The organism is Pseudomonas sp. WOUb67 (genome assembly GCF_050058005.1).
Lineage (GTDB): Bacteria > Pseudomonadota > Gammaproteobacteria > Pseudomonadales > Pseudomonadaceae > Aquipseudomonas > Aquipseudomonas putida_R.
Genome location: NZ_CP170112.1, coordinates 6,035,818 through 6,058,470, shown reverse-complemented (window position 1 = coordinate 6,058,470; position 22,653 = coordinate 6,035,818). Strand labels below are relative to the sequence as shown.

Here is a 22,653-nt window from a genome sequence, read left to right as displayed (position 1 = left end):
GCCATCGAATTAGGCTAGAATGCACGGCCTCTAAGCACACCCCTTCCTGAGGCTGTCCCGACGATGTTGATCCTGCGCGGCGCTCCTGCCCTTTCTGCCTTTCGCCACGGTAAATTACTCGAGCAACTGAGCCAGAAAGTCCCCGCTGTTACTGGTTTGTATGCCGAATTCGCCCACTTCGCCGATGTCGACGGCGAGCTGACCGCCGACCAGCAGCAGGTGCTGGGCCGTCTGCTCAAGTACGGCCCGAGCGTGCCGGTACAGGAGCCGACCGGCCGCCTGTTCCTGGTCGTGCCGCGCCTGGGCACCATTTCGCCGTGGGCCAGCAAGGCCAGCGACATCGCCCACAACTGCGGCCTGCAGTCGATCCAGCGCCTGGAGCGCGGCATCGCCTACTACGTTGCCGGCACCCTGAGCGACGCTGACGCTGCATTGGTCGCCGCCGAACTGCACGACCGCATGACCCAGCGTGTATTGGCTCAGCTGGAGCAGGCGGCCGACATGTTCAGCCACGCCCAGCCCAAGCCGATGACCTCGGTGGACATCCTGGGCGGTGGCCGCGACGCGCTGGCCAAGGCCAACATCGACCTGGGCCTGGCCCTGGCCGAAGACGAGATCGACTACCTGGTCAATGCCTTCCAGGGCCTCAAGCGCAACCCGAACGACATCGAACTGATGATGTTCGCCCAGGCCAACTCCGAGCACTGCCGCCACAAGATTTTCAACGCCAGTTGGGACATCGACGGCCAGGATCAGGAAAAAAGCCTGTTCGGCATGATCAAGAACACCTACCAGATGCACAGCGAAGGCGTGCTGTCTGCGTACAAGGACAACGCCTCGGTCATCGTCGGTAACGTGGCCGGCCGTTTCTTCCCGAACCCTGAAACCCGCCAGTACGGCGCGGTGCAGGAGCCGGTGCACATCCTGATGAAGGTGGAAACCCACAACCACCCGACCGCCATCGCCCCGTTCTCCGGCGCCTCCACCGGCTCCGGCGGCGAAATCCGCGACGAAGGTGCTACCGGCCGTGGCGCCAAGCCCAAGGCTGGCCTGACCGGTTTCACCGTGTCCAACCTGCGCATTCCGGGCTTCGAACAGCCTTGGGAGCAGGCCTACGGCAAGCCTGAGCGTATCGTCGACGCCCTCGACATCATGATCGAAGGCCCTCTGGGTGGCGCGGCGTTCAACAACGAATTCGGTCGCCCGGCCCTGACCGGCTACTTCCGTACCTTCGAGCAGTCGATCAACACCCCGCACGGCGAAGAAGTGCGCGGCTACCACAAGCCGATCATGCTGGCCGGCGGTATGGGCAACATCCGTGAGGACCACGTGCAGAAGGGCGAGATCACCGTCGGCGCCAAGCTGATCGTGCTCGGTGGCCCGGCCATGCTGATCGGCCTGGGCGGCGGCGCCGCTTCGTCGGTGGCGACCGGGGCCAGCTCGGCTGACCTGGACTTCGCTTCGGTACAGCGCGAAAACCCGGAAATGGAGCGCCGTTGCCAAGAGGTCATCGACCGCTGCTGGCAGCTGGGCGACAACAACCCGATCGCCTTCATCCACGACGTCGGCGCGGGCGGTATCTCCAACGCCTTCCCTGAGCTGGTCAACGACGGTGGCCGTGGTGGCCGCTTCGAGCTGCGCAACGTGCCCAATGACGAGCCGGGCATGGCCCCGCACGAAATCTGGAGCAACGAATCGCAAGAGCGTTACGTGCTCGCTGTCAGCGCGGTCGACTTCGAGCGTTTCCAGGCCATCTGCGAGCGTGAGCGTTGCCCGTTTGCCGTGGTCGGCGAAGCGACTGAAGAGCCGCACCTGACCGTAAGCGACAGCCACTTCGGCAACACGCCTGTGGACATGCCGCTGGACGTGCTGCTGGGCAAGCCGCCGCGCATGCACCGTTCGGTTACCCGCGAAGCCGAGCTGGGCGATGATTTCGACCCAAGCGAGCTGGACCTGGACAACGCCGTCCAGCGCGTACTGAACCACCCGGCCGTGGCCAGCAAGAGCTTCCTGATCACCATCGGCGACCGCACCATCACCGGCCTGGTTGCCCGCGACCAGATGGTCGGCCCATGGCAGGTACCGGTTGCCGACTGCGCCGTCACCGCCACCAGCTTCGACGTGTACACCGGTGAAGCCATGGCCATGGGCGAGCGTACTCCGCTGGCGCTGCTGGATGCCCCGGCGTCCGGCCGCATGGCCATCGGCGAAACCCTGACCAACCTGGCGGCCTCGCGCATCGAGAAGCTGTCCGACATCAAACTGTCGGCCAACTGGATGTCCGCCGCCGGCCACCCGGGTGAAGACGCCCGCCTGTATGACACCGTCAAGGCTGTCGGCATGGAGCTGTGCCCGGAGCTGGGCATCACCATTCCGGTCGGCAAAGACTCGATGTCGATGAAGACCAAGTGGAGCGATGAGGGCGGCGAGAAGAGCGTCACCTCGCCCATGTCGCTGATCATCACCGGCTTTGCCCCGGTCACCGACATCCGCAAGACCCTGACCCCTGAACTGCGCATGGACAAGGGCGAAACCGACCTGATCCTGATCGACCTCGGCCGCGGCAAAAACCGCATGGGCGCCTCGATCCTGGCCCAGACCTACGGCAAGATCGCTGCCCAGGCACCGGACGTCGACGACGCCGAAGACCTCAAGGCCTTCTTCGCCGTGATCCAGGGCCTGAATGCTGACGGTCACCTGCTGGCCTACCACGACCGTTCCGACGGCGGTCTGCTGACCACCGTGGTGGAAATGGCCTTCGCCGGCCACTGCGGCCTCGACCTGCAACTCGACCCGCTGACCGACAACCGCAAGGACGTGCCGGCCATCCTCTTCAACGAAGAGCTGGGCGCGGTCATCCAGGTTCGCCAGGATGCCACCCCGGACGTACTGGCACAGTTCAGCGCCGCTGGCCTGGGCGAAGAGTGCGTTGCGGTGATCGGCAAGCCGGTCAACAACGCTGAAGTGTCCATCAGCCTGAACGGCGAAGTGCTGTTCGACGACGACCGTCGCATGCTGCAGCGCCAGTGGGCCGAGACCAGCTACCAGATCCAGCGCCTGCGCGACAACGCCGACTGTGCCGACCAGGAATTCGACCTGCTGCTCGAGGAAGACAACCCGGGCCTGTCGGTGAAGCTGGGCTTCGACGTCAACGACGACATCGCCGCGCCGTACATCAAGAAGGGCGTGCGCCCGCAAGTGGCCATCCTGCGTGAGCAGGGCGTCAACGGCCAGGTCGAGATGGCAGCCGCCTTCGACCGCGCCGGCTTCGCCGCCATCGACGTGCACATGAGCGACATCCTCGCGGGCCGTGTCGACTTCGAGGCCTTCAAGGGCCTGGTCGCCTGCGGTGGTTTCTCTTACGGTGACGTGCTGGGTGCCGGTGAAGGCTGGGCCAAGTCGGCGCTGTTCAACGCCCGTGCCCGTGATGCCTTCCAGGCCTTCTTCGAGCGTACCGACAGCTTCGCCCTGGGCGTATGCAACGGTTGCCAGATGATGTCCAACCTGCACGAGCTGATCCCGGGTACTGAGTACTGGCCGCACTTTGTGCGTAACCGCTCGGAGCAGTTCGAGGCACGCGTGGCCATGGTCGAGGTGCAGAAGTCCAACTCGATCTTCCTGCAGGGCATGGCCGGTTCGCGCATGCCGATCGCCATCGCCCACGGTGAAGGCCATGCCGAGTTCGCCAACGAAGCGGCATTGCTGGAAGCCGACCTGTCCGGTTGCGTGGCCCTGCGCTACGTCGACAACCACGGCAAGGTCACCGAAGCCTACCCGGCCAACCCGAACGGCTCGCCGCGTGGTATCACCGGTCTGACCAGCCGTGACGGCCGCGTGACCATCATGATGCCGCACCCGGAGCGTATGTTCCGCGCCGTGCAGAACTCCTGGCGCCCGGATGAGTGGCAGGAAGATGCCGCGCTGATGCGTATGTTCCGCAACGCGCGGGTGTGGGTGAACTAAGGCGTGTACAAGCTCGCCTTCTTCGTCCCCGCCAGCCACGTCGAAGTGGTCAAGGCCGCTGTGTTCGCTGCAGGTGGCGGGCGCATCGGTGACTATGACCACTGCGCCTGGCAAACCCTGGGCCAGGGCCAGTTCCGCCCGTTGGACGGCAGCCAGCCGTACCTCGGGCAATCCGGTCAGGTCGAGGTGGTGGAGGAGTGGAAGGTAGAGCTGGTGGTGGCTGACGACCTGATTGCACAGGTCGTCGCAGCGCTCAGGCAAAGCCACCCGTACGAGACGCCAGCCTATGAAACCTGGCGGCTCGCCGAGTTCTAGACCGCATCACGGCCATCGCCGGCAAGCCAGCTCCCACAGGGATATCACCATTTTCAGATCCTGTGATATCCCTGTGGGAGCTGGCTTGCCGGCGATAGGGCCCTGTTAGCCAGCCACAATCTCTTTGCCTTGCTCAGGCTGCTTCAACATCCCACAAGCCAGCAACCCCACCTCGAACAGCACCCACATCGGCACCGCCAGCATCGTCTGCGAAAACACATCCGGCGGCGTCAGGATCATCCCCACCACAAAGCACCCGACGATCACGTAGGGCCTGCTGCGCCTCAGTGTGGGCACATCCGCCAGCCCCACCCAGACCACGATGAACGTCGCCACCGGGATCTCGAACGCCAGCCCGAACGCGAGGAACAGCGCCAGGATGAAGTCCAGGTACTGGCTGATATCGGTCATCATCGCCACACCGTCCGGAGTCACGCTGGCAAAAAAGCCGAACATCATCGGGAATACCAGAAAGAACGCGAACGCCATGCCGGCATAGAACAGCACGATGCTCGACACCAGCAGCGGCAAGGCAATGCGCCGCTCACGGCGGTACAGCCCCGGCGCCAGAAACCCCCAGGCCTGGTGCAGCAGCAGCGGCATGGCCACGAACAGCGCGCACATCGCGGTCAGCTTGAAGGGTGTCAAGAACGGCGAGGTGACGCTGGTGGCGATCATGCTCGCGCCTTCCGGCAAAAAGCGCCGCAGCGGCTCGGATATGAGCGTGTACAGCGTCTGGGCGAACGGGAACAGGCCGGCGAACACCAGTGCCACCAGCGCCAGGCAACGCACCAGGCGTTTGCGCAGGTCGCGCAGGTGTTCGGTCAGCGGCATGCTGGCCGCCGGGTCCATGGCACTACTCATGAGGCGTTTTCCTTGGGCGGCGCGATGGTGGCCGCGTCATTGGCCGGCTCCGTGGTCAGGCTGATGCCTTGGCGGATCTCCTGTTCCAGGCGCTGCAATGGGGCGCTGTCGAGGTTGGGCAACTCGATCTCGCGTTCTACCTGCGTGCGCAAGGCATGCATGGCCCGGCGCGCCTGGCCCAGGCCGCGGCCGAGGGTGCGCGCCGCCACCGGCAGGCGCTCCGGGCCCAGTACCAGCAGCGCGACGACGCCAACCAGCAGCAGCTCGCTGAAGCCTATCTCGAACATCAGGCCTGGCGGTCCGCTTGAGGCTGCGGCGTGGCCTGGCCGGTCAGCGGGGCCTGTTGCTGAACCTGCGCCTGGCCAGGTGCGCTGGCGTCAGCCTCGCCGCCCATGGACTTGCGAAAACCTTGGATCGCCTCGCCCACATCGCTACCCAGGCCCTTGAGGCGCTTGGTACCAAACAGCAGAAACACGATCAGCAGTACGATCACCAGTTGCCAGATTCCAATGCCACCCATTGCGACCACTCCTGTAAGGCCATGAAAAGGAGGGGCAATCCTGCCTCTTGTAGATGACGAGCACATGACGAACGGGCATTGCCATCTACCTGCAACACGCCGCGTGTTGACTGGCGTCTTTATTGCGCGAGCGAGGCACGCACGGATGGGTGGCAGGCAACAGCAGGGTGCGGCCCTGCTGATGGTGATGGTGGTGCTGGCAATGCTGGCGGCGGGCATGGCCTGGCTGGTGGAGGATGGCCGGCGCCAGGTGGATGAAGTGCGCCTGCTGCACCAGCGGGTGCAGGCACGGGCCATGGAGCAGGCCGGCCTGGCCTATGCCGAGCAGGCCCTGCGCGACCCCGCCTGGCGGCTTAGTCCGCTTTTCTGGCAGGCCTTGCGTGGGCAGCCGCTGAACTACGATTTTGGCGCAGGTCAGGCGCAACTGCGGGTGCGCGACCAGCACACCTGCTTCAACGTCAATGCGTTGCTGGGTGCCGATGGCGAGCGTGCCGAGCGCCAGTTGCGCTACCTGCTGGGCGACGACATGGCTGCCGAGCGCCTGACCGATGCGCTGGCCGACTGGCTCGACGCCGACAGCGACACCCGCCTGCAGGGCGCCGAAAGCGCCCAGTACCTGCGCCAGCAACCGCCGCGCCTGGCGGCCAACCAGCCGATGCTCGACACCAGCGAGCTGAACCTGCTGCTGGAGCCGGACGCCGCCCGCCAGGCTCGTTACCCGATGCTGTGCGCCTTGCCCCAGGTCACCGGCTGGCGCCTGAACGCCAATGCGCTTGGCCTGGAGCACCTTCCGTTGCTGGAGGCGCTGTACGAAGGGCGGTATTCGCGGTCGTTGCTCAGCCGCATCATCAGCGGGCGGCCGGCGTCGGGGTACGTGGATGCAGCCGCGTTGCGCCAGGCATTGGGGGCGGTGGATGACGAGACGTTCGAACGGCTGAGTGAAGGGTTGCTGCTCAACAGCGGGTACTTCCTGTTGCAGCTGTCGTTCGAGGAAGAGGGGCGGGCGATACGCAGCGAATTCCAGGTGGAGGCGCTGGGGGTGGTGCAGTGGCATGCCCGGGTGCCGGCGCAGCAAGTGCGGGTGCGTAGCCGCGAGCCGATGGCCTGGTAAGTTTCACTGGCCTCTTCGCGGGTAAACCCGCTCCCACAGGTACTGCACAGGTTTTGAATCATGCGCGGTCCCTGTGGGAGCGGGTTCACCCGCGAAGAAGCCAGTACAGCCAGCACAAGGCTGGCTGTGTTGCCACAGAATCAGGCAGTTCCGATCTCGCCGCCATCAATCCGCTGAATCACCACCGTCGAAGCCCGCGGCCTCACCTTGGCCCCAGCCGGCGTAGCATCGGTGGCCTTGTCGGTATACGGCCAGTTCCCCGGGTGCTGAATGTTGACGAACAGCGTCTTGTTGTCCGGGGTAAAGGCAATCCCGGTCACTTCGCAATCATTCGGCCCGACGAAGAAGCGGCGCAGGTCCACCTGGTTCTGTGCGTTCACCGGCACCTGCTTGCCGGTGGCGTCCACCAGGTCGGTAGGGATCACTGCCAGCAGCTGGTCGTTGGTGTAGTCGGTGAGGGTGCTCTCGCCGTTGTCGGTCTCGAACCACAGCACGCCGCGGCTATCGAAGCTCATGCCGTCGGGGCTTGCGAACTGGTTCAGTTCGGTCAGGCCGGAGCGGTTGATGTCGGCAGTACCGGCGGCGTTGGCGCCGAACACGAAGATGTCCCAGTTGAAGCTCAACTGGTCGTCGCTGTCGTGCCAGCGAATGATGTGGCCGTGGCGGTTCGGGCCCCGCGGGTTGGCCGCATCGACCTTTTCCGGGGTACGTGAACTGTTGTTGGTCAGGGTCAGGTACACGTCGCCGTTCAGCGGGTTCACCGTCGTCCATTCCGGGCGGTCCATCGGCGTCGCGCCCACAGCATCGCCAGCCCCACGGGTGTTGAGGATGATGCCTGGCAGGTCACCATACAGCGCGCCCAGGGTGCTGCCGCCCTTGGTGGCGGTGCCCACGTCCAGCAGTAGCCATACACCAGTGCCATCGGCATTGAAGCGGGCCACGTAGAGTTTGCCCTGGTCCAGGTACTTGGCGCCGGTGGCCAGGCGGTCGGCCGGGTTGGCATCGGCGGCATCCCACACGGCGGTGGACACCCACTTGTACAGGTACTCGTTGTTCGAATCGTCACCCATGTACCACACCAGCGGCTTGCCGGCGACCGGCAGGCCTGGGGCGCAGCCCTCGTGGCGGAAGCGGCCCAGCGCGGTGCGCTTGGTGGCCAGGGTGCTGCTGTTGTACGGGTCGATCTCGACGATGTAGCCGTAGGTGCTGGCTTCGTTGCGGTAGTCGTCGGTGGCGCTGGCGCCCTTGATGGTCACGTCGAAACGGGCGAATTCGTCGGCCACTTCGGTGCTGTCACCGGCAGCGGTTTCCCACTTGTACTGGCCGCTGGAGGTGCCCACGCCAATGCGGCGCTGGTCTTCGGGGCGGGTGCCCTTGTTGACGAAAATGCCCGGCCAGTTCTCTTCACAGGTCAGGTAGGTGCCCCATGGGGTGTAACCGTTACCGCAGTTGTTGTTGGTGCCGCGGCAGTGGGTACCGGTGCTGGAGTACTTGGTCTTGACGTGGTCGGTGCCGCGCAGCGGGCCGGTGATTTCCATGCGCGAGGCAGTGGTGAAGCGGCGGTTCAGCGGGTCGTTGTCGACCACCTGCCAGCGGCCGCTGACCTTCTTCAGGCGCACCACGCCAGCCCCGTGGGCGTTGATTTCCTTGCGCACTTCCTCGACCGGGCGCTTGCCGTTGACATCGGTGGTCGGGCCGGCCGGGTGCAGGGCGGCGGTGTCGATGTATTCGAAGTTGATCGCCAGCAGGCCGTCTTCCGAGCTGCCGTTGATAGGGAAGAAGTGCATGCCGTCATGGTGCATGCCCATGGCGTTGGCCTGGTCGGTCGAGGTGTTGCTGCCGTCGGACTTCCACGGGTTGCCGTTGCTGTTCAGCGGCGTGCCCCACGGCGCCAGCACGTAGGCGCTGTAACCGGCGGCCACCACACAGGCGTCGGTGCGCGAGCCCGGGATGGACTGGAAGCCCAGTGCCAGTTTCGGCACCTCCGGCTCGGTCACAGGCGGCTCGGTCACCGGTGGCTCGGTGACCGGATCATCGTGATCGGAACCACCACCGTCGAAGCAGCCTGTCAGGCCGGTACCGGCAATCATGGCGATGGCGGCGCCCAGGCTGCCGCGCATCACGCTGCGGCGGCTCAGGTAGGCGTCCATGACGTTGGCCATCGGCATGTTGGCGCTGTGGTTCCGGTCCAGGTTGTCGCCGGTATCTCGACTCATCAGGGTGTCCTTGTAGTGGCTGAGTTAGAGGAACCCGCGACTTTAGTGGGGAAATATGATGATTGATTGGCAGAAATGTTAAGGGGTTTTTAAAACGACTCGCTCTTAGAAGGCTTTCTGACAGATCAATTTGGAATGTCTGTCGGATTTCTGCCATCAAACTGTAATGCCAACGCCGCAACATCCGGGGCCCTGAATGAATGCATAAAAGGACGACGGGTGCGATGGCGAGCAGTGTGCACAGGCGCGAAGTGATCGGCTGGATGGGTGTCGGGGCGTTGGCACCGCTGCTCGGCGCCTGTTCCGCCTTCCCTGGGCAGCAGGGCGGTAACGCCCGGCTCGACCTGCTGTACGTGGCCGATACCCTCGATGCCCGCCAACCCGGCCAGGCCGTGGTGCCAGCCACCCGTCTGGGGCCGGTCAGCCACCTGGGCCGTGCGCCGTGGATGACCGGCAGCAGCGCCAGCCTTGCCTACCCGCAACTGGCACCGCTGCTCGATGCCAGCCAGGCAGCCGCCGCGCAGCTGGGCGGCTATGCGGTGCTGGCGGCGCTGCTGGAGCAACTGCGCGGCGAGGCCGGCGCAGGCAACAGCCTGACCCTGGAGAATGGCCAGGGCTGGAATGGCAGTGGCCTGGCTTACCTGACCCAGGGCGAAAGCGGGGTGCAGGGCAGCCACCTGCTGGGCACTGAAGCGCGAGTCAGCAGTGACGAGCGTGTGCTGTGGCCACAACGCAGCACAGGGCTTTATCGCCAGGCTGGCGCAGTTACCCTCGGCGCTGGATTGGCGGACGGGCAGCGCCAAGCCCTGGGCCTTGAAGCCTTGCACGTCTTCGAGCGCGGTGGCGCACGGATTGCCGTGGTCGGCGTCACCGACCCCTACGCCCAGGACCAGAAGGCCTCGCTCAAACAGTGGTACCAGTCGCTGCAGCCCGTGTTCGAGCAGGCCCGGCGCGAGGCCGACCTGGTGGTGGCCATGGCCGATGTCGGCACCGGCCCCGGCCTGTGGCTGGCCGAGCGGGTGCCGCAAATCGATGTGCTGTTGTGCGCCCGTGGCCAGGACCTGTGGCCGGCGCCCGTCGAGGTAACCCAGGCCAGTGGTCGGCGTGTACCGGTGCTGTTCGCCGGTTGCCGGGGCAGCGGTGCCTTCCGCCTGCGCTGCCAGCGTGTGGCCGGGCTGTGGCAGTTCGACGGGCGTTTCTTCCCGGCCTTTGAACAACAACTGGCGCCTGCCGCGCAGCTGCGTGTCGGGCCCTTGCAGGCACAGCTGCGCCAGCAACGTGCCGGCCATGCGGCGTGGCTTGACCAACCGCTGGCCCGCGCGCCACAGGCCTTGTGGCGCCGCGATACCCGTGGCGGCAGCTGGGACCGCTTGCTGCATCAAGCCTTGGCCGATGACAGCGGCATGCCCGTGCTGTTGCCCGGCCTGCGTTACGACTACCCGCTGCCCGCAGGTGCGTCGATCACACGTGAACACCTGATCAGCCTCACCGGCGGCTACCCGGCGCCGGTGGTGGAAGCGCCTGCCCGGCAGGTGGAGCAAGTGCTGGAAAACGCTGCCGAGCAGCTGTTCGGCGACCCGCTGCTGCTGGACAACAGCCAGGACCTGCCGCGCTGGCAGGGCCAGGCCTGGGGGGTCAGCTACAGCCCGCAAGGCAAGCGCATCACTGGGCTGGAGCCGGTGCAGGGCCTGTGCCGCACCTTCGGCCTGCAGTTTGAAAGCCAGGCGGGCGAACCGCTGTGGCAACGGGTCGAGGCCTGGCTCGCCCGCCAGCGTGTCGACTGGCAACTGGCGCCGCTGCAACTGCCCGAAGTGCGTTACGTGCAGGGGCACCCGGGCTGGCACCCACGGCAGTTGGCCTCGTGACACTCGCCTCGCGCTTTTTCACCGGCGCTGGCCTGACCCTGGCCGGCTGGATGGCCGCCCAGTGCGTGCTGCAACTGAGCCGCCAGCCGCAACCGGCCATGGCGCCGACGGCAGCCGTAAGCCCGCTGCCCGGGCTGATGGTCGGTCACTGGCAAGCGCCCATCGACGACGGCGCCATCGCCATTACCCGCCTGCCATTGCACTACCTCGGCGGCCTCAGGGCGCAGCCGCTGTCTTCCAGTGTGGTGGTGCTGCGCTACGGCGAGCAGGTGCGCACCCTGGCCCGCGGCCAGCGCCTGGCGCCGGGGATTGTGCTGCAGGACATCGACACCGATGGCCTGATTTTCAACAACCAGGGGCGGCGTGAACGCCTGCCCTGGCCGCCACGCCCCGTCGTGACCGGCTTCAAGCGGCAAGGATGAACGATGCCTGTTAGATACTGCGTGGCCGCCGTGCTGAGCCTGGCCCTGGCCGCAGGCCTACCTGAGGCCCGCGCCGAAGAGCCGGTGTTCGATGAAAATGGTACGCCGATGTACGAGGTGAACTTCGTCGACACCGAACTGGGCGAGTTCATCGACAGCGTGTCGCGCATCACCGGCACCACCTTCATCGTCGACCCCCGGGTCAAGGGCAAGGTCACCGTGCGCACCGTCGACCTGCACGACGCCGATGCCATCTACGACATCTTCCTGGCGCAGTTGCGCGCCCAAGGCTACGCCACCGTCGACCTGCCCAATGGCAGCGTGAAAATCGTCCCCGACCAGGCCGCGCGGCTGGAGCCGGTGCCGGTGGAGGCGGGTGGGCAGCAGGGCGAAGGCAGTGACAGCGTGGCGACCCGGGTATTCAACGTGCGCAACGCCGCCAGTGAGCAGGTGCTGGGCATCCTCAAACCGCTGATCGACCCACGGGTCGGGGTGATCACACCGTACCCGGCGGCGCACCAGTTGGTGGTGACCGACTGGCGCAGCAACCTGGACCGTATCGCCAGCCTGCTGCGCCAGCTCGACCGCCCCCAGGAAGCACCCGGCAACGGCAGTACCCAAGTCATCTACCTGCGGCACGCCAATGCAGGTGAAGTGGTCAAGGTGCTGCGCGGGTTGAGCCAGGAAGGCATGGCGCCTGCTGAAGGCGCGGGCGAAGGCGAGGGCAAGGACAGGCCGGTGATGGCCGCCGCCGGTGGCCCGGGCATTCGCCTGGAGTACGAAGAAGGCACCAACGCCGTGGTCATGGTCGGCCCCGACAGCGAGCTGGCCGCCTACCGCAGCATCGTCGAACAGCTGGACATTCGCCGTGCCCAGGTAGTGGTGGAGGCCATCATCGCCGAGGTGTCCGACAGCAGCGCCCAGGAGCTGGGCGTGCAATGGCTGTTTGCCGACGAAAAATTCGGCGCCGGCATCGTCAACTTCGGCAGCAACGGGGTGAACATCGCCAACATCGCTGGGGCTGCTGCCAGTGGTGACAACGAGGCGCTCGGCGACCTGTTGTCCGCGACCACCGGCGCCACGGCGGGCATCGGCCATTTCGGCGGCGGGTTCAACTTTGCCATGCTGGTCAATGCACTTAAGGGCAAGAGCGGCTTCAACCTGCTGTCCACGCCCACCCTGTTGACCCTGGACAACGCCGAAGCGTCGATCCTGGTCGGCCAGGAAGTGCCCTTCGTGACCGGCTCGGTCACGCAAAACAACGCCAACCCGTACCAGACCATCGAGCGCAAAGAGGTCGGGGTGAAGCTGCGCATCAAGCCGCAGATCAATATCGACAACAGCGTGCGCCTGGACATTGTCCAGGAGGTGTCGTCGATCGCCGAGTCCAGCGCGGCCAGCGACGTGATCACCAACAAGCGCGAGATCAAGACCAAGGTCATGGTCGAAGACAATGGCCTGGTCATTCTCGGCGGCCTGATCAGCGACGAGTTGAGCACCAGCAACCAGCGCGTGCCGCTGCTGGGTGATATCCCTTACCTGGGCCGGCTGTTCCGCTCCGATGCCACCAAGAACACCAAGCAGAACCTGATGGTGTTCATCCGCCCGCGCATCTTGCGGGACGGGCCGAGCCTGGCCGGGCTCAGCGAAGACAAATACCGCACTTTGCAGCAGACCACACCGCTGCAACTGCCGGACCTTGCAGAGGGCACGCCGCTGTTGCAGGTATTCCCCTCCAGCCGCGCGCGCCTCGAAGGCGGTGCCTGGTGATGCTGCCGTACCGCCAGGCACGGCAGAGCGGGGTGGCCATGACCACGACGGAACAGGGCTGGCAGCTGTGGCTGCGGCCCGATGCCGACAGCGCCCAATTGCAGGAACTGCTGCGGGTACATGGCCAGCCCTGCACGCTCGAATACCTGGAACCTGCCGTGTTCGACGAGCGCCTCGGCCAGCTGTACCAGGCTGGCGATGGCGCCAATCAAGCGCTGATCGAAGGCATCGGCGACCAGGTCGACCTGGACAGCCTGATGAGCGAGATGCCGCAGATCGAAGACCTGCTGGAAAGCGATGACGAAGCCCCGGTAATCCGCCTGATCAACGGTCTGTTCGGCCAGGCCTTGCGCCTGCGCGCTTCGGACATCCATATCGAAACCTTCGAGCAAAGCCTGGTGGTGCGCCTGCGGGTCGATGGCCACCTGCGCGAAGTGCTGCGCCCGCCGCGTGCGCTGTCGGCCATGCTGGTGTCACGGATCAAGGTCATGGCACGGTTGGATATTGCCGAGAAGCGCCAGCCCCAGGACGGCCGTATTACCCTGCGCGCGGCAGGGCGTGAGGTGGATGTGCGGGTCTCGACCTTGCCCGGCATCCATGGCGAACGCGTGGTCATGCGTGTGCTCGACAAGCAGGCCAGCCTGCTGGCGCTGGGCAACCTGGGCATGCCGCCTGCGGTGTTGCAGGGCCTGCGCAGTTGCCTGGCGCGGCCCAACGGTATCGTGCTGTCCACCGGCCCGACCGGTTCGGGCAAAACCACTACCCTGTACGCCAGCCTCAACAGCCTCAACGATGGCAGCCGCAACATTCTCACCGTCGAGGACCCGGTGGAGTACGCCATCGCCGGCATCGGCCAGACCGCCATCAACCCGCGAGCGGGGCTGACCTTCGCCAGTGGCCTGCGCGCCATCCTGCGCCAGGACCCGGACGTGATCATGCTCGGCGAAATCCGTGACCAGGAAACCGCGCAGATCGCCGTGCAGGCCAGCCTGACCGGCCACCTGGTGCTGTCCACCTTGCACACCAACAGCGCCGTGGGTGCGGTGACCCGCCTGCGCGACATGGGCATCGAGCCGTTCCTGATCGCCTCATGCCTGCGCGGTGTGCTGGCCCAGCGCCTGGTGCGGCGCTTGTGCAGTTGCGCCGTGGCGCACCCGCTGCAAGCTGCCGAGCGTGACCTGTGGCCAGAACTGGCGGCCCTCGGCAGCAGCTACCACGCGGTGGGCTGCGAGCAGTGCCAGGGCAGCGGCTATGTCGGGCGTCTGGGCCTGTACGAATTCATCGAACTGGATGCCGGGCTGATCGGCCTGCTGTATGACGGCGCCAGTGAACTGGCCATGCAGGATTACCTGGCCGGGCGCCGGCAGAGCCTGGTCGCGATGGCCAGCGACTGCCTGGCCCGTGGCGAGACCAGCCTGGCCGAAGTGCTGCGTGTGGTGCAGGGCTAAACCATGCCGACCTATCGCTACGTGGCCGTCGACCTCGCCGGCAAGACCCGCAAGGCCAGCCTGCAGGCTGACAGCGAACGCCATGCGCGCCAGTTGCTGCGCGATCAGGGCTTGTTTGCCCGCCAGCTGCAGCGCCAGGACTGCGGTAACCGGCAACCCCGGCGCCAGCGCTTGAACCGTGCCCAGCTGTGTGAACTGACCCGTCAGCTGGCCACATTGACCGGTGCCGGCATCCCCTTGGTCGATGCCTTGGGCACCCTTGAACGCCAGTTGCGTCAACCTGCCCTGCACAGTGTGCTGGTGGCCCTGCGCGGCTCCCTCGCCGAAGGCCTGGGCCTGGCCCGCAGCCTGGCGCGCCAGGGGGCGCCGTTCACTGGCTTGTACTGCGCGCTGGTCGAGGCCGGCGAACGCTCCGGGCGCCTGGCCCAGGTGCTGACCCGGCTGGCCGACCACCTCGAACAGGTGCAACGGCAACAGCACAAGGCGCGTACTGCGCTGATCTATCCCACCGTATTGATGGGCGTATCGCTCGCTGTGGTCGTCGGCCTGATGACCTTTGTCGTGCCCAAGCTCACCGAGCAGTTTGCCCACGCCGGGCAAAGCCTGCCGCTGATCACCGCGTTGCTGATCGGCCTGAGCCAGGGGCTGGTGCAGGCCGGGCCCTGGTTGCTGGGGCTGGCGCTACTGATGGGCGGGCTCGGCGCCTTGCTGCTGCGCAAGCCGCACTGGTGCCTGCGCCGCGACCAGATGCTGCTGCGCCTGCCACGTATCGGCAGCCTGTTGCAGGTGCTGGAAAGCGCACGCCTCGCGCGCAGCCTGGCGATTCTCAGCGGCAGTGGCGTGGCGCTGCTCGAAGCCTTGCAAGTGGCTACCGAAACCGTCGGTAACCGGCGCATCCGTTTGGCCATGGAGCAGGTGCGCCAGCAAGTGCAGGGCGGCACCAGCCTGCACCGTGCGCTGGATGCCAGCCAGCAATTCCCGCCGCTGCTGGTGAACATGGTCGGCAGCGGCGAGGCCAGCGGCACCCTGGCCGACATGCTCGAGCGCGTGGCCGACGACCAGGAACGCGGCTTTGCCCGCCAGGTGGATACCGCCATGGCGCTGTTCGAACCCCTGATGATCCTGGTGATGGGCGCCGTGGTGCTGTTCATCGTGCTGGCGGTGCTGCTGCCGATCATGCAACTCAACCAGGGCCTGCAACTGTGAATACAAGGAGTACTGCCATGCAGCATCAACGTCGCCACCAGCGCGGTTTCACCCTCATGGAAATCATGGTGGTGATCTTCATCATCGGCCTGCTCATCGCCGTGGTCGCGCCCAGCGTGCTGGGCAACCAGGACAAGGCCATGAAGCAGAAGGTGATGGCCGACCTGGCCACCCTGGAGCAGGCGCTGGACATGTACCGCCTGGACAATCTGCGCTTTCCCAGCACTGAACAGGGCCTGGCCGCGCTGGTGAAAAAGCCGAGCCAGGAACCGCTGCCACGGGCCTGGCGCAGTGACGGCTATGTGCGCCGCCTGCCGGAAGACCCGTGGGGCACCCCGTACCAGTACCGCATGCCCGGTGAGCATGGCCGCGTCGATGTCTACTCGCTGGGTGCCGATGGCCAGCCGGGCGGCGAAGGCCAGGATGCCGACCTGGGTAACTGGGCGCTGTAAGGGTGCGCCGTCAGCGGGGCTTCAGCCTGATCGAGTTGCTGGTGGTGCTGGCCATCGCCGGCTTGATGACGGGGCTGGCAGTGGCCGGGCTCGGCAGCGGCCAGGCCCGTGTCGACCAGGCCCTGCAACGCCTGGCCAGCGAAACCCGGGCACAGGCGGCGCTTGCCCGGCATGCCGGGCAACTGCGTGGGCTGCGCTGGAATGGCCAACGCCCGGAGTTCGTCCGGCGTGAGGGGAATGGCTGGGTGGTTGAAGCGGTCGCGCTCGGCGAATGGCCCAAGGGCCTGCACCCGGACTGGCGCGCCAGCCCGCAGCCCCATTTGCTGTTCACCCCGCATGGCTGGGCACAGCCGGGCAGCGTACGCTGGCGCTGGACCGATGGCAGCCAGCAATGGGCCTGGGGCCGCGATGGCCGCTTGCAGGTGGCGGTTGCGCCATGAAGCGACGTCAGCGTGGCTTCACCTTGCTGGAGGTCACGGTGGCCTTGGCGATTGCCGCCGTGCTGGCGGTGATCACCAGCCAGGTCCTGCGCCAGCGCCTGGCCGTGCAGCACAACCTGCAACAACACCGCCTTGGCTTGCTGTGCGCGCGCGAACTGCAAACCCGCTTCGCCGTCGAGCAGTTCTGGCCTTCTGCCAATCAGGTCAAGGGTGAATTGAGCCAGGGTGGCCAGCCGTGTCATTGGCAACTGCAACTGCGCCGCACCGGCGTGCGCGACCTGCGCCGTGGCGAACTGCAACTGTACGCCGACCGCGACCAGCGTTTGCCGCTGGGCCAGTACACCGTGTTTCTGGAGCGCCCATGAAAAGCTCGCCACTCCGCGCACCCTGTAGGAGCAGCCTTGTGCTGCGAAGAGGCCAGTGTGGCCACAGCAAATCTGCCAGTCATTCCGGCCTCTTCGCAGCACAAGGCTGCTCCTACAAAGGTTCTGTGCAGGCATTGAGCCCGAGCATCAATCCATGAAGCGCCGCCAGGCAGGCCTGACCTTGATCGAACTGATGGTGGCTCTGGCCCTGACCGTGTTGCTCGGCATCATGCTCGCCGCCTTGGTCAATGGCTGGCTGAAGGTCCGTGAACGCCTGCAAGTGACCACCCAGGAAACCTCGGTGCTGGAGTTCTGCCTGGCCCTTGAGCGGCGTTTCGACAGCCCGGTGCTGCGCCGTGTCTACGACCAGCGCCTGCCCCTGGCCAGCCGCTGGCTGGACTGGCAACCGGCAAGCAACCAATTGCTGTGGGTTGCCACCACCGGCCTGCCGGAGGCCGAAGGCGGCTCGCGCCTGCAACGCCAGCGCCTGCGTTTCGAGGCCGGTGAACAGCGCCTGCTGCTGGAAAGCTCGGCCGACCTGTACGCCGCCGCTGCGCCGCGCTGGGTCCAGCGTGAGCGGCTCGACCGGGTAGGCGCCATGAACGTCCTTTATTACCAGGGCGGCCAGTGGCTGGCCTGGCCTTCTGACCAACCTGCGCACCCCGGCCGTGGCGTGCGCCTGGAACTGCAGCGTGATGGAGCACCCTATGTCTGCACCTTCGCCCTCCCGTGGGGGCGCTCATGAAATTTGAATGGCGACAGCGTGCACCTGCCCAACCGTGGTTGTTGCTGCGCCCGGGTGTTGTCTGGCACTGGGCGCTGGCCGAGGGCGGCATCGTGCAACGCCAGGGGCAGGGTGAGCCACCGGCAAACCTGCAAGCCCGGGTTGCCCTTGTTCTGCCTGCCGGGGCCTGTAGCGTCTTCCACGTGCCTGCCCCACCCGGGCTCAAGCGGGAGGAGTGGCCGTTGCTGCTCGAAGACCGCTTGCTGCAACCGCCGGACGAGGTGATCTGCGCCTGCCTGGCCCGTCATTCCGGGCATCTTCGCTTGCTGGTGGTGGCGCGTCAGCAACTGGACGACTGGCGTGGGCAATGTGCCGCATGGGGCTGGCAGGTAGAGCGTTGCTGGGCGGAGTTGCAGTTGCTGCCGAAGCCTGAGGCAGGCACTGCCTGGCATTGGCAGCGCACCCCCGGCGTGTCCTTGTACAAAGGGCTGGCCGAGGACGAGCAGGAGCATTGGCTGGCATGGCCGCAAGCACTGGGTGAGGCGCCACAGCACCCCTGGGCACACCTGCAAAGCCTGCCGCTGAGTGGCGACTGGCCAAGCACGCTGGCGCCGCTCGACGCGCTGCCCGGCCTGTTCGAGCGCGCACGCAAGGCACCTTCGTTGCCCGTCGTTTCACGCCCGCAGCAACGCCTGTTGGCAGCCTGCCTGGTACTGGCGGCAGTCTGGGGTGGGCTGTGGTTGAGCCAGCAATGGCGCCAGGCACAACTCTGGCGCGCCCAGGTGTTTGCCGTGACGGGCGAGCAGGCCAGCCCACGGCACGCCGCGCAGGCCCTCAAACGCCTGCGCGAAAGCGAGCTTCAACAGCAAGTCCGCACCCGCCAGCTCGAAGACCTGCAGGCAGCCTTGCAGGCCTGGTTGCGTGACCACCCCGGCTGGCGTTTGCAAGTGGTGCGCTTCGATGGCCAGCGCTGGCACTTGCGGCTGGAGGGCGACGGCGCCACACCCCCCTGGCAAGACATGGCCAACGCTGCCGGTGCTGCCGTACAGGTACAAGGTGGCGAAGTGGTGTTCGATTTGGGAGTAGCCGCATGAACCGGGACTGGATGCAGCGTCATCGGCTGAAGTTCGCCTGGTTGCTGATTGCGTTGTTGCTGACCGTTCTGGCCCTGCGCGAGGGCTTGGCGCAATGGCGCGAGCTCAGCCAGTGGCGCGGGCTGGCAGAACAAGCCGCAAGCCTGCATGGCCGCCCGGGCTTGAGCCTGGAGCGCCTGAAGCAGTCGGCCGAGGCGCGGCGGGTGGTATTGGCCGAGGTCGATGTGCAAGGCAAGGCCTGGCAACTGCGTGGCCAGGTGGCCGATGAGCGGGTGCTGCAAGGCTGGCTGCAGTCCCTGCATGAAGAGGGCGCAACGCCGCTGCAATGGGGGCTGGAGCAGGATGGCAAGGCGTTGCGCTTCGACCTGGTGGTGCAGCCATGAGCCGTAAAGGTGTGGCATGGGTGCTGCTGGTGTTCGGCCTGACCTTGCTCGTTGAGTTCCCCGCCGCCTGGGTGGCGCGCGGGGCAGGTCTGCCGGTGCGGGATGCCACTGGCAGCCTGTGGCAAGGCCAGGCGCAACAGTTGGGGCCGGTGGGGCCTCTGCGCTGGTCGGTACAGCCTTGGCGCTTGCAGGCGAGTGCGCAGCTGGGGTTTCAGGGGCAGGGCTGGCAGTTGCGCGCCGAAGGCTGGCCGTGGCGTTGGCGGCTGGAGGCAACGGCGATGGGCGCCCAGGCGACGGTGGCCACGGATTACCGCCTGGCCGGGCTGTGGCAGGGCGCAGTCCGCCTGCAGGGGGCAGGGCGCCAATGCCTGGGCAGCGAAGGCCGTGTAACGGTGAGCGACCTGGCGCTCAGCGAACCGTGGTCGCTGGGCCTGGGGCAGGGCTGGCTGGAAATGGACTGCCGCAGTGGCTGGCGCCTGCGTGGTCAGCTGGCGCAGCAGGGGCAGCACCAGTTGGCCGTGGAGGCTGACCTGCCTGGGCGGCGGGCCCAGGTGGTGTTCGAGCTGCAACCGGAGGCGGCGTTGGTGCCCTTGTTACGAGGCGCACAGTGGCTGGGGCCACAGGCGCTGTCAGGGCAACGCGACCTGCGTTGGTAAGCTGTGGGAGCAACGGTCTTTCACCATCACTCAGGCTGCCGCCTCACCTTGTAGGAGCAGCCTTGTGCTGCGAAGAGGCCGGTAAGGCTAAAGATTATCTTAGGCTGCAATGGCCTCTTCGCAGCACAAGGCTGCTCCTACAAGAGACCATGTTTCTTTTCAGGGCCGGATTTCGATCAGCGTGCCATCGCGCACCAGTTCCCACACTTCCTGCATGTCACGGTTGCGCATGGCAATGCAGCCATCGGTCCAGTCCAGGGTATGGAAGTACCACTCCGGGTACTCGTCGTTGATCGGTGTGCCATGGATCATGATCATGCTGCCAGCACTCACCCCTTCACGGGTGGCGCGGGCGGCGTCGCTGATGTTCGGGTAGTTGATGTGCATGGCCAGGTTGAAGCGGTCGCTTTGCTTGCGCCAGTCCAGCCAGTACAAACCCTCAGGGGTTTTCTTGTCGCCTTCGCGTTCCTTGGCGCCCTTTGGTTGCTTGCCCAGGGAAATGCGGTAGGTTTTCAGCGGCTCGCCGCGGCTGATCAGCTGCAGGCGACGCTCGGACTTGATCACCAGCACCTTGTCGATCAGCGGCTGCATCGCCTGCTGCGAAGGCGATGGCGTTTGCGCTGCCGGCACGGGCTTGCGGATGATGGTCTCGGTGAAAGCCGCCTGGGACACCGAGGTAACGCAAAGGCAGAAAAGGGCGAGCAACCAGCGCATGTAACGGTATCCCTGAAGGCTTCTTCTAAGTAGAGGTCGAGGTCGAGACGGTCATCGGCGGCAGGTACTCATGGCCTATGGGGTAGTGCTGCCCGATGCGGTCGCGATAGTAGCATTCTAGTGTGCGTGTGACGGTGCGGAAAGCCAGCTCGCCCCACGGTATCTCATGTTGTTCGAACAACCGCACTTCCAGGCTTTCGACACCCACATCAAACGCCAGGTCCGCCAGCTCTGCGCGGAAGAACACATGCACCTGGTCGATGTGCGGCAAATCGAACAGCTGGTACAGGCTCATCGTCCCGACCCGGGCGCAGGCTTCCTCGACGGTTTCGCGACGGGCGGCCTGGTCGAGGGTTTCGCCGTTCTCCATGAAGCCGGCGGGCAGGGTCCAGAAGCCGCGGCGTGGCTCGATGGCACGCCGGCACAGCAGCACCTGGCTGCCCCAGGTCGGTAGCACGCCGGCGACGATGTTGGGGTTCTGGTAATGGATGGTCTGGCAAGACTCGCAGACATACCGCAGGCGGCTATCGCCCTCGGGAATCCGCTGAGTGACCGGCTGGCCGCACGCGCTGCAGAATTTCATGTGGGGTTCGTTCCTTTTGTTCAAGGCTATCTTGGCGCGCCGGCAGGGCCGCCGCAAGCGCAGGGGCTTGGGTGCTTCGCGGCTTTGGTGCATCATGCAAGGCAGGCCTTGGATACGAGCGTGCGCAATGCTGGACGAGCTACTTCGCCGAATGAGCAATCACCAACCCGCATCACTGGAAACCGACCGGCGGTTCCCCGAAGCGGCGGTCCTTTTGCCCATTACCCGCAGCGAAGCGCCCGAACTGGTCCTGACCCTGCGCGCCAAGGGCCTGTCCACCCACGGTGGCGAAGTGGCCTTTCCCGGTGGCCGACGCGACCCGGAAGACCCGGACCTGGTGTTTACCGCCCTGCGTGAAGCCGAAGAAGAAATCGGCCTGCCCCCTGGGCTGGTGGAAGTGATAGGCCCGCTCAGCCCGCTGATTTCGCTGCACGGCCTTAAAGTGACGCCATTCGTCGGGCTTATTCCCGACTTCGTCGAATACCGCGCCAACGATGCCGAAATCGCGGCAGTATTCACCGTGCCGCTGGAATTCTTCCGCCAGGACCCGCGTGATCATACCCACCGTATCGATTATCAGGGGCGCAGCTGGTACGTGCCCAGCTACCGCTATGGCGAATACAAGATCTGGGGGTTGTCGGCGATCATGATCGTCGAACTGGTCAACGTGCTGTTCGATGCCGGCATCAGCCTGCACCAGCCCCCTGAGCGTTACATCGAAAACTGAGCGGGGCCTACCCCGCCGTCTGCGTTCCAGCCTGAGGAGCATGCATGAAATACCGCCTGGGCGACCTGCGGGTCGAAAGCCACCCCACCAGTTGGGCCGCACCCAACGCCACGCTGATCGGCAACGTGCGCCTGCAGGCCAATGCCAGTGTGTGGTTTGGCGCGGTGCTGCGCGGCGATAACGAGCTGATCGATATCGGCGAGGGCAGCAACGTGCAGGATGGCACGGTGATGCACACCGACATGGGCTCGCCGCTTACCCTGGGCAAGGGCGTCACCGTTGGCCACAACGCCATGCTGCATGGCTGCACGGTGGGGGACTACAGCCTGGTCGGTATCAATGCCGTGATCCTCAACGGCGCGCGCATTGGCAAGCACTGCATCATCGGCGCCAATGCACTGATCGCCGAGGGCAAGGAAATCCCCGACGGTTCGCTGGTGGTCGGCTCGCCCGGCAAGGTCGTACGTGAATTGACCGAGCAGCAGAAACGCATGCTTGAAGCCAGTGCCGCGCATTACGTGCACAATGCCCGGCGTTATGCCCAGGAGCTGGTGGTTGATGATGAGTAATGTGGTAGAGCGGCCGGTGGCCTCGCCGTGCGTGAGCATCTGCGCGCTGGACGAGCAGGATATCTGCACCGGCTGCCAGCGTACCGTGGCGGAAATTGGCCGCTGGGGGCGGATGGACAACGATGAGCGCCGGGCGGTGCTCAAGCTTTGCCATGAAAGGGCAGTAGAGGCCGGCCTCATGCTTTGATGCAACGCGGTGAATGGCACCGGCTTTGCCGGTGTTCGCGGGTAAACCCGCTCCCACAG

At 65.8% G+C, this 22,653-nt stretch carries 24 protein-coding genes; 18 read left to right on the top strand and 6 right to left on the bottom strand.

Going from position 1 to position 22,653, the window contains the following annotated elements:
• Positions 1-63 precede the first annotated feature (63 nt).
• Together purL and ABOC32_RS26810 are read left to right on the top strand one after the other, a co-directional pair.
• Positions 64-3,963, top strand: a complete 3,900-nt coding sequence (purL, locus tag ABOC32_RS26815) for a phosphoribosylformylglycinamidine synthase (RefSeq protein ID WP_426809498.1) — start codon at positions 64-66, stop codon at positions 3,961-3,963.
• A 3-nt stretch (positions 3,964-3,966) separates the two neighbouring features.
• Positions 3,967-4,278: an NGG1p interacting factor NIF3 gene (locus tag ABOC32_RS26810; protein ID WP_426809497.1), complete on the top strand. Its 312-nt coding sequence runs from the start codon at positions 3,967-3,969 to the stop codon at positions 4,276-4,278.
• Positions 4,279-4,383: 105 nt separating this feature from the next.
• Here the strand turns inward: ABOC32_RS26810 and tatC are convergent, their stop codons facing one another.
• Genes tatC through ABOC32_RS26795 form a run of 3 tightly spaced genes read right to left on the bottom strand, consistent with a single transcriptional unit; the run spans position 4,384 to position 5,662 of the window.
• The gene (tatC, locus tag ABOC32_RS26805) at positions 4,384-5,142 is read right to left on the bottom strand and encodes a twin-arginine translocase subunit TatC (RefSeq protein WP_426809496.1); all 759 of its coding nucleotides are present in this window, start codon (positions 5,140-5,142) and stop codon (positions 4,384-4,386) included.
• Positions 5,139-5,429: a Sec-independent protein translocase protein TatB gene (tatB, locus tag ABOC32_RS26800; protein ID WP_426809495.1), complete on the bottom strand. Its 291-nt coding sequence runs from the start codon at positions 5,427-5,429 to the stop codon at positions 5,139-5,141. Before tatB ends, tatC begins: the two co-directional genes overlap by 4 nt.
• Positions 5,429-5,662, bottom strand: a complete 234-nt coding sequence (locus ABOC32_RS26795) for a Sec-independent protein translocase subunit TatA (protein ID WP_426809494.1) — start codon at positions 5,660-5,662, stop codon at positions 5,429-5,431. Before ABOC32_RS26795 ends, tatB begins: the two co-directional genes overlap by 1 nt.
• A 145-nt stretch (positions 5,663-5,807) precedes the next feature.
• Here ABOC32_RS26795 and gspK point away from each other — a divergent pair, with 145 nt between their 5' ends.
• On the top strand, positions 5,808-6,773 hold the full coding sequence (gene gspK, locus ABOC32_RS26790) for a type II secretion system minor pseudopilin GspK (RefSeq protein ID WP_426809493.1): 966 nt from the start codon (positions 5,808-5,810) through the stop codon (positions 6,771-6,773).
• A gap of 140 nt (positions 6,774-6,913) precedes the next feature.
• Here the strand turns inward: gspK and ABOC32_RS26785 are convergent, their stop codons facing one another.
• Positions 6,914-8,989, bottom strand: a complete 2,076-nt coding sequence (locus tag ABOC32_RS26785) for a PhoX family protein (protein WP_426809492.1) — start codon at positions 8,987-8,989, stop codon at positions 6,914-6,916.
• Positions 8,990-9,213: 224 nt separating this feature from the next.
• Here ABOC32_RS26785 and ABOC32_RS26780 point away from each other — a divergent pair, with 224 nt between their 5' ends.
• The 12 genes from ABOC32_RS26780 (at position 9,214) to gspN (ending at position 19,814) form a co-directional block, all read left to right on the top strand.
• Positions 9,214-10,854 carry a lipoprotein UxpA gene (locus ABOC32_RS26780; RefSeq protein WP_426809491.1) on the top strand — a complete coding sequence of 547 codons (1,641 nt, stop codon included), beginning with the start codon at positions 9,214-9,216 and terminating at the stop codon, positions 10,852-10,854.
• Positions 10,851-11,276, top strand: a complete 426-nt coding sequence (locus ABOC32_RS26775) for a pilus assembly protein PilZ (protein WP_426809490.1) — start codon at positions 10,851-10,853, stop codon at positions 11,274-11,276. Before ABOC32_RS26780 ends, ABOC32_RS26775 begins: the two co-directional genes overlap by 4 nt.
• 3 nt (positions 11,277-11,279) lie before the next feature.
• Positions 11,280-13,046: a type II secretion system secretin GspD gene (gene gspD / locus ABOC32_RS26770; RefSeq protein ID WP_426809489.1), complete on the top strand. Its 1,767-nt coding sequence runs from the start codon at positions 11,280-11,282 to the stop codon at positions 13,044-13,046.
• Positions 13,046-14,494, top strand: coding sequence for a GspE/PulE family protein (locus tag ABOC32_RS26765; protein ID WP_426811664.1), 1,449 nt, complete (start codon positions 13,046-13,048; stop codon positions 14,492-14,494). Before gspD ends, ABOC32_RS26765 begins: the two co-directional genes overlap by 1 nt.
• 3 nt (positions 14,495-14,497) lie before the next feature.
• A complete protein-coding gene (gene gspF / locus ABOC32_RS26760; protein WP_426809488.1) occupies positions 14,498-15,700 on the top strand; it encodes a type II secretion system inner membrane protein GspF in 1,203 nt (400 codons plus the stop codon).
• 17 nt (positions 15,701-15,717) lie between these two features.
• Positions 15,718-16,152, top strand: coding sequence for a type II secretion system major pseudopilin GspG (gspG, locus tag ABOC32_RS26755; protein WP_086978879.1), 435 nt, complete (start codon positions 15,718-15,720; stop codon positions 16,150-16,152).
• A gap of 2 nt (positions 16,153-16,154) precedes the next feature.
• Entirely contained in the window at positions 16,155-16,592 is a 438-nt protein-coding gene (gene gspH, locus ABOC32_RS26750; protein ID WP_426809487.1) for a type II secretion system minor pseudopilin GspH, read from the top strand.
• Entirely contained in the window at positions 16,589-16,957 is a 369-nt protein-coding gene (locus ABOC32_RS26745; RefSeq protein ID WP_426809486.1) for a type II secretion system protein GspI, read from the top strand. The genes gspH and ABOC32_RS26745 overlap by 4 nt, the downstream gene beginning before the upstream one ends.
• A 154-nt stretch (positions 16,958-17,111) precedes the next feature.
• Positions 17,112-17,702, top strand: a complete 591-nt coding sequence (locus ABOC32_RS26740) for a prepilin-type N-terminal cleavage/methylation domain-containing protein (RefSeq protein ID WP_426809485.1) — start codon at positions 17,112-17,114, stop codon at positions 17,700-17,702.
• Positions 17,699-18,775 (top strand): type II secretion system protein GspL, encoded by a 1,077-nt coding sequence (gene gspL / locus ABOC32_RS26735; protein WP_426809484.1) that lies wholly within the window; start codon positions 17,699-17,701, stop codon positions 18,773-18,775. Before ABOC32_RS26740 ends, gspL begins: the two co-directional genes overlap by 4 nt.
• On the top strand, positions 18,772-19,158 hold the full coding sequence (gspM, locus tag ABOC32_RS26730) for a type II secretion system protein GspM (protein WP_426809483.1): 387 nt from the start codon (positions 18,772-18,774) through the stop codon (positions 19,156-19,158). The genes gspL and gspM overlap by 4 nt, the downstream gene beginning before the upstream one ends.
• Positions 19,155-19,814 carry a type II secretion system protein N gene (gspN, locus tag ABOC32_RS26725; RefSeq protein WP_426809482.1) on the top strand — a complete coding sequence of 220 codons (660 nt, stop codon included), beginning with the start codon at positions 19,155-19,157 and terminating at the stop codon, positions 19,812-19,814. The genes gspM and gspN overlap by 4 nt, the downstream gene beginning before the upstream one ends.
• Before the next feature lie 159 nt (positions 19,815-19,973).
• On the opposite strand, the gene ABOC32_RS26720 is transcribed toward gspN, so the two are convergent.
• Together ABOC32_RS26720 and ABOC32_RS26715 are read right to left on the bottom strand one after the other, a co-directional pair.
• Positions 19,974-20,528 carry a L,D-transpeptidase family protein gene (locus ABOC32_RS26720; RefSeq protein WP_012270748.1) on the bottom strand — a complete coding sequence of 185 codons (555 nt, stop codon included), beginning with the start codon at positions 20,526-20,528 and terminating at the stop codon, positions 19,974-19,976.
• 25 nt (positions 20,529-20,553) lie between these two features.
• On the bottom strand, positions 20,554-21,111 hold the full coding sequence (locus ABOC32_RS26715; protein ID WP_426809481.1) for an NUDIX hydrolase: 558 nt from the start codon (positions 21,109-21,111) through the stop codon (positions 20,554-20,556).
• Positions 21,112-21,238: 127 nt separating this feature from the next.
• Here ABOC32_RS26715 and ABOC32_RS26710 point away from each other — a divergent pair, with 127 nt between their 5' ends.
• From ABOC32_RS26710 to ABOC32_RS26700, 3 genes are read left to right on the top strand one after another with little or no spacing between them, the layout of a single operon-like run.
• Positions 21,239-21,838, top strand: coding sequence for a CoA pyrophosphatase (locus ABOC32_RS26710; RefSeq protein ID WP_016501240.1), 600 nt, complete (start codon positions 21,239-21,241; stop codon positions 21,836-21,838).
• Positions 21,839-21,882: 44 nt separating this feature from the next.
• On the top strand, positions 21,883-22,407 hold the full coding sequence (locus tag ABOC32_RS26705; RefSeq protein WP_426809480.1) for a gamma carbonic anhydrase family protein: 525 nt from the start codon (positions 21,883-21,885) through the stop codon (positions 22,405-22,407).
• Positions 22,397-22,594: a DUF1289 domain-containing protein gene (locus ABOC32_RS26700; RefSeq protein WP_426809479.1), complete on the top strand. Its 198-nt coding sequence runs from the start codon at positions 22,397-22,399 to the stop codon at positions 22,592-22,594. Before ABOC32_RS26705 ends, ABOC32_RS26700 begins: the two co-directional genes overlap by 11 nt.
• The last annotated feature ends 59 nt before the right edge of the window (positions 22,595-22,653 follow it).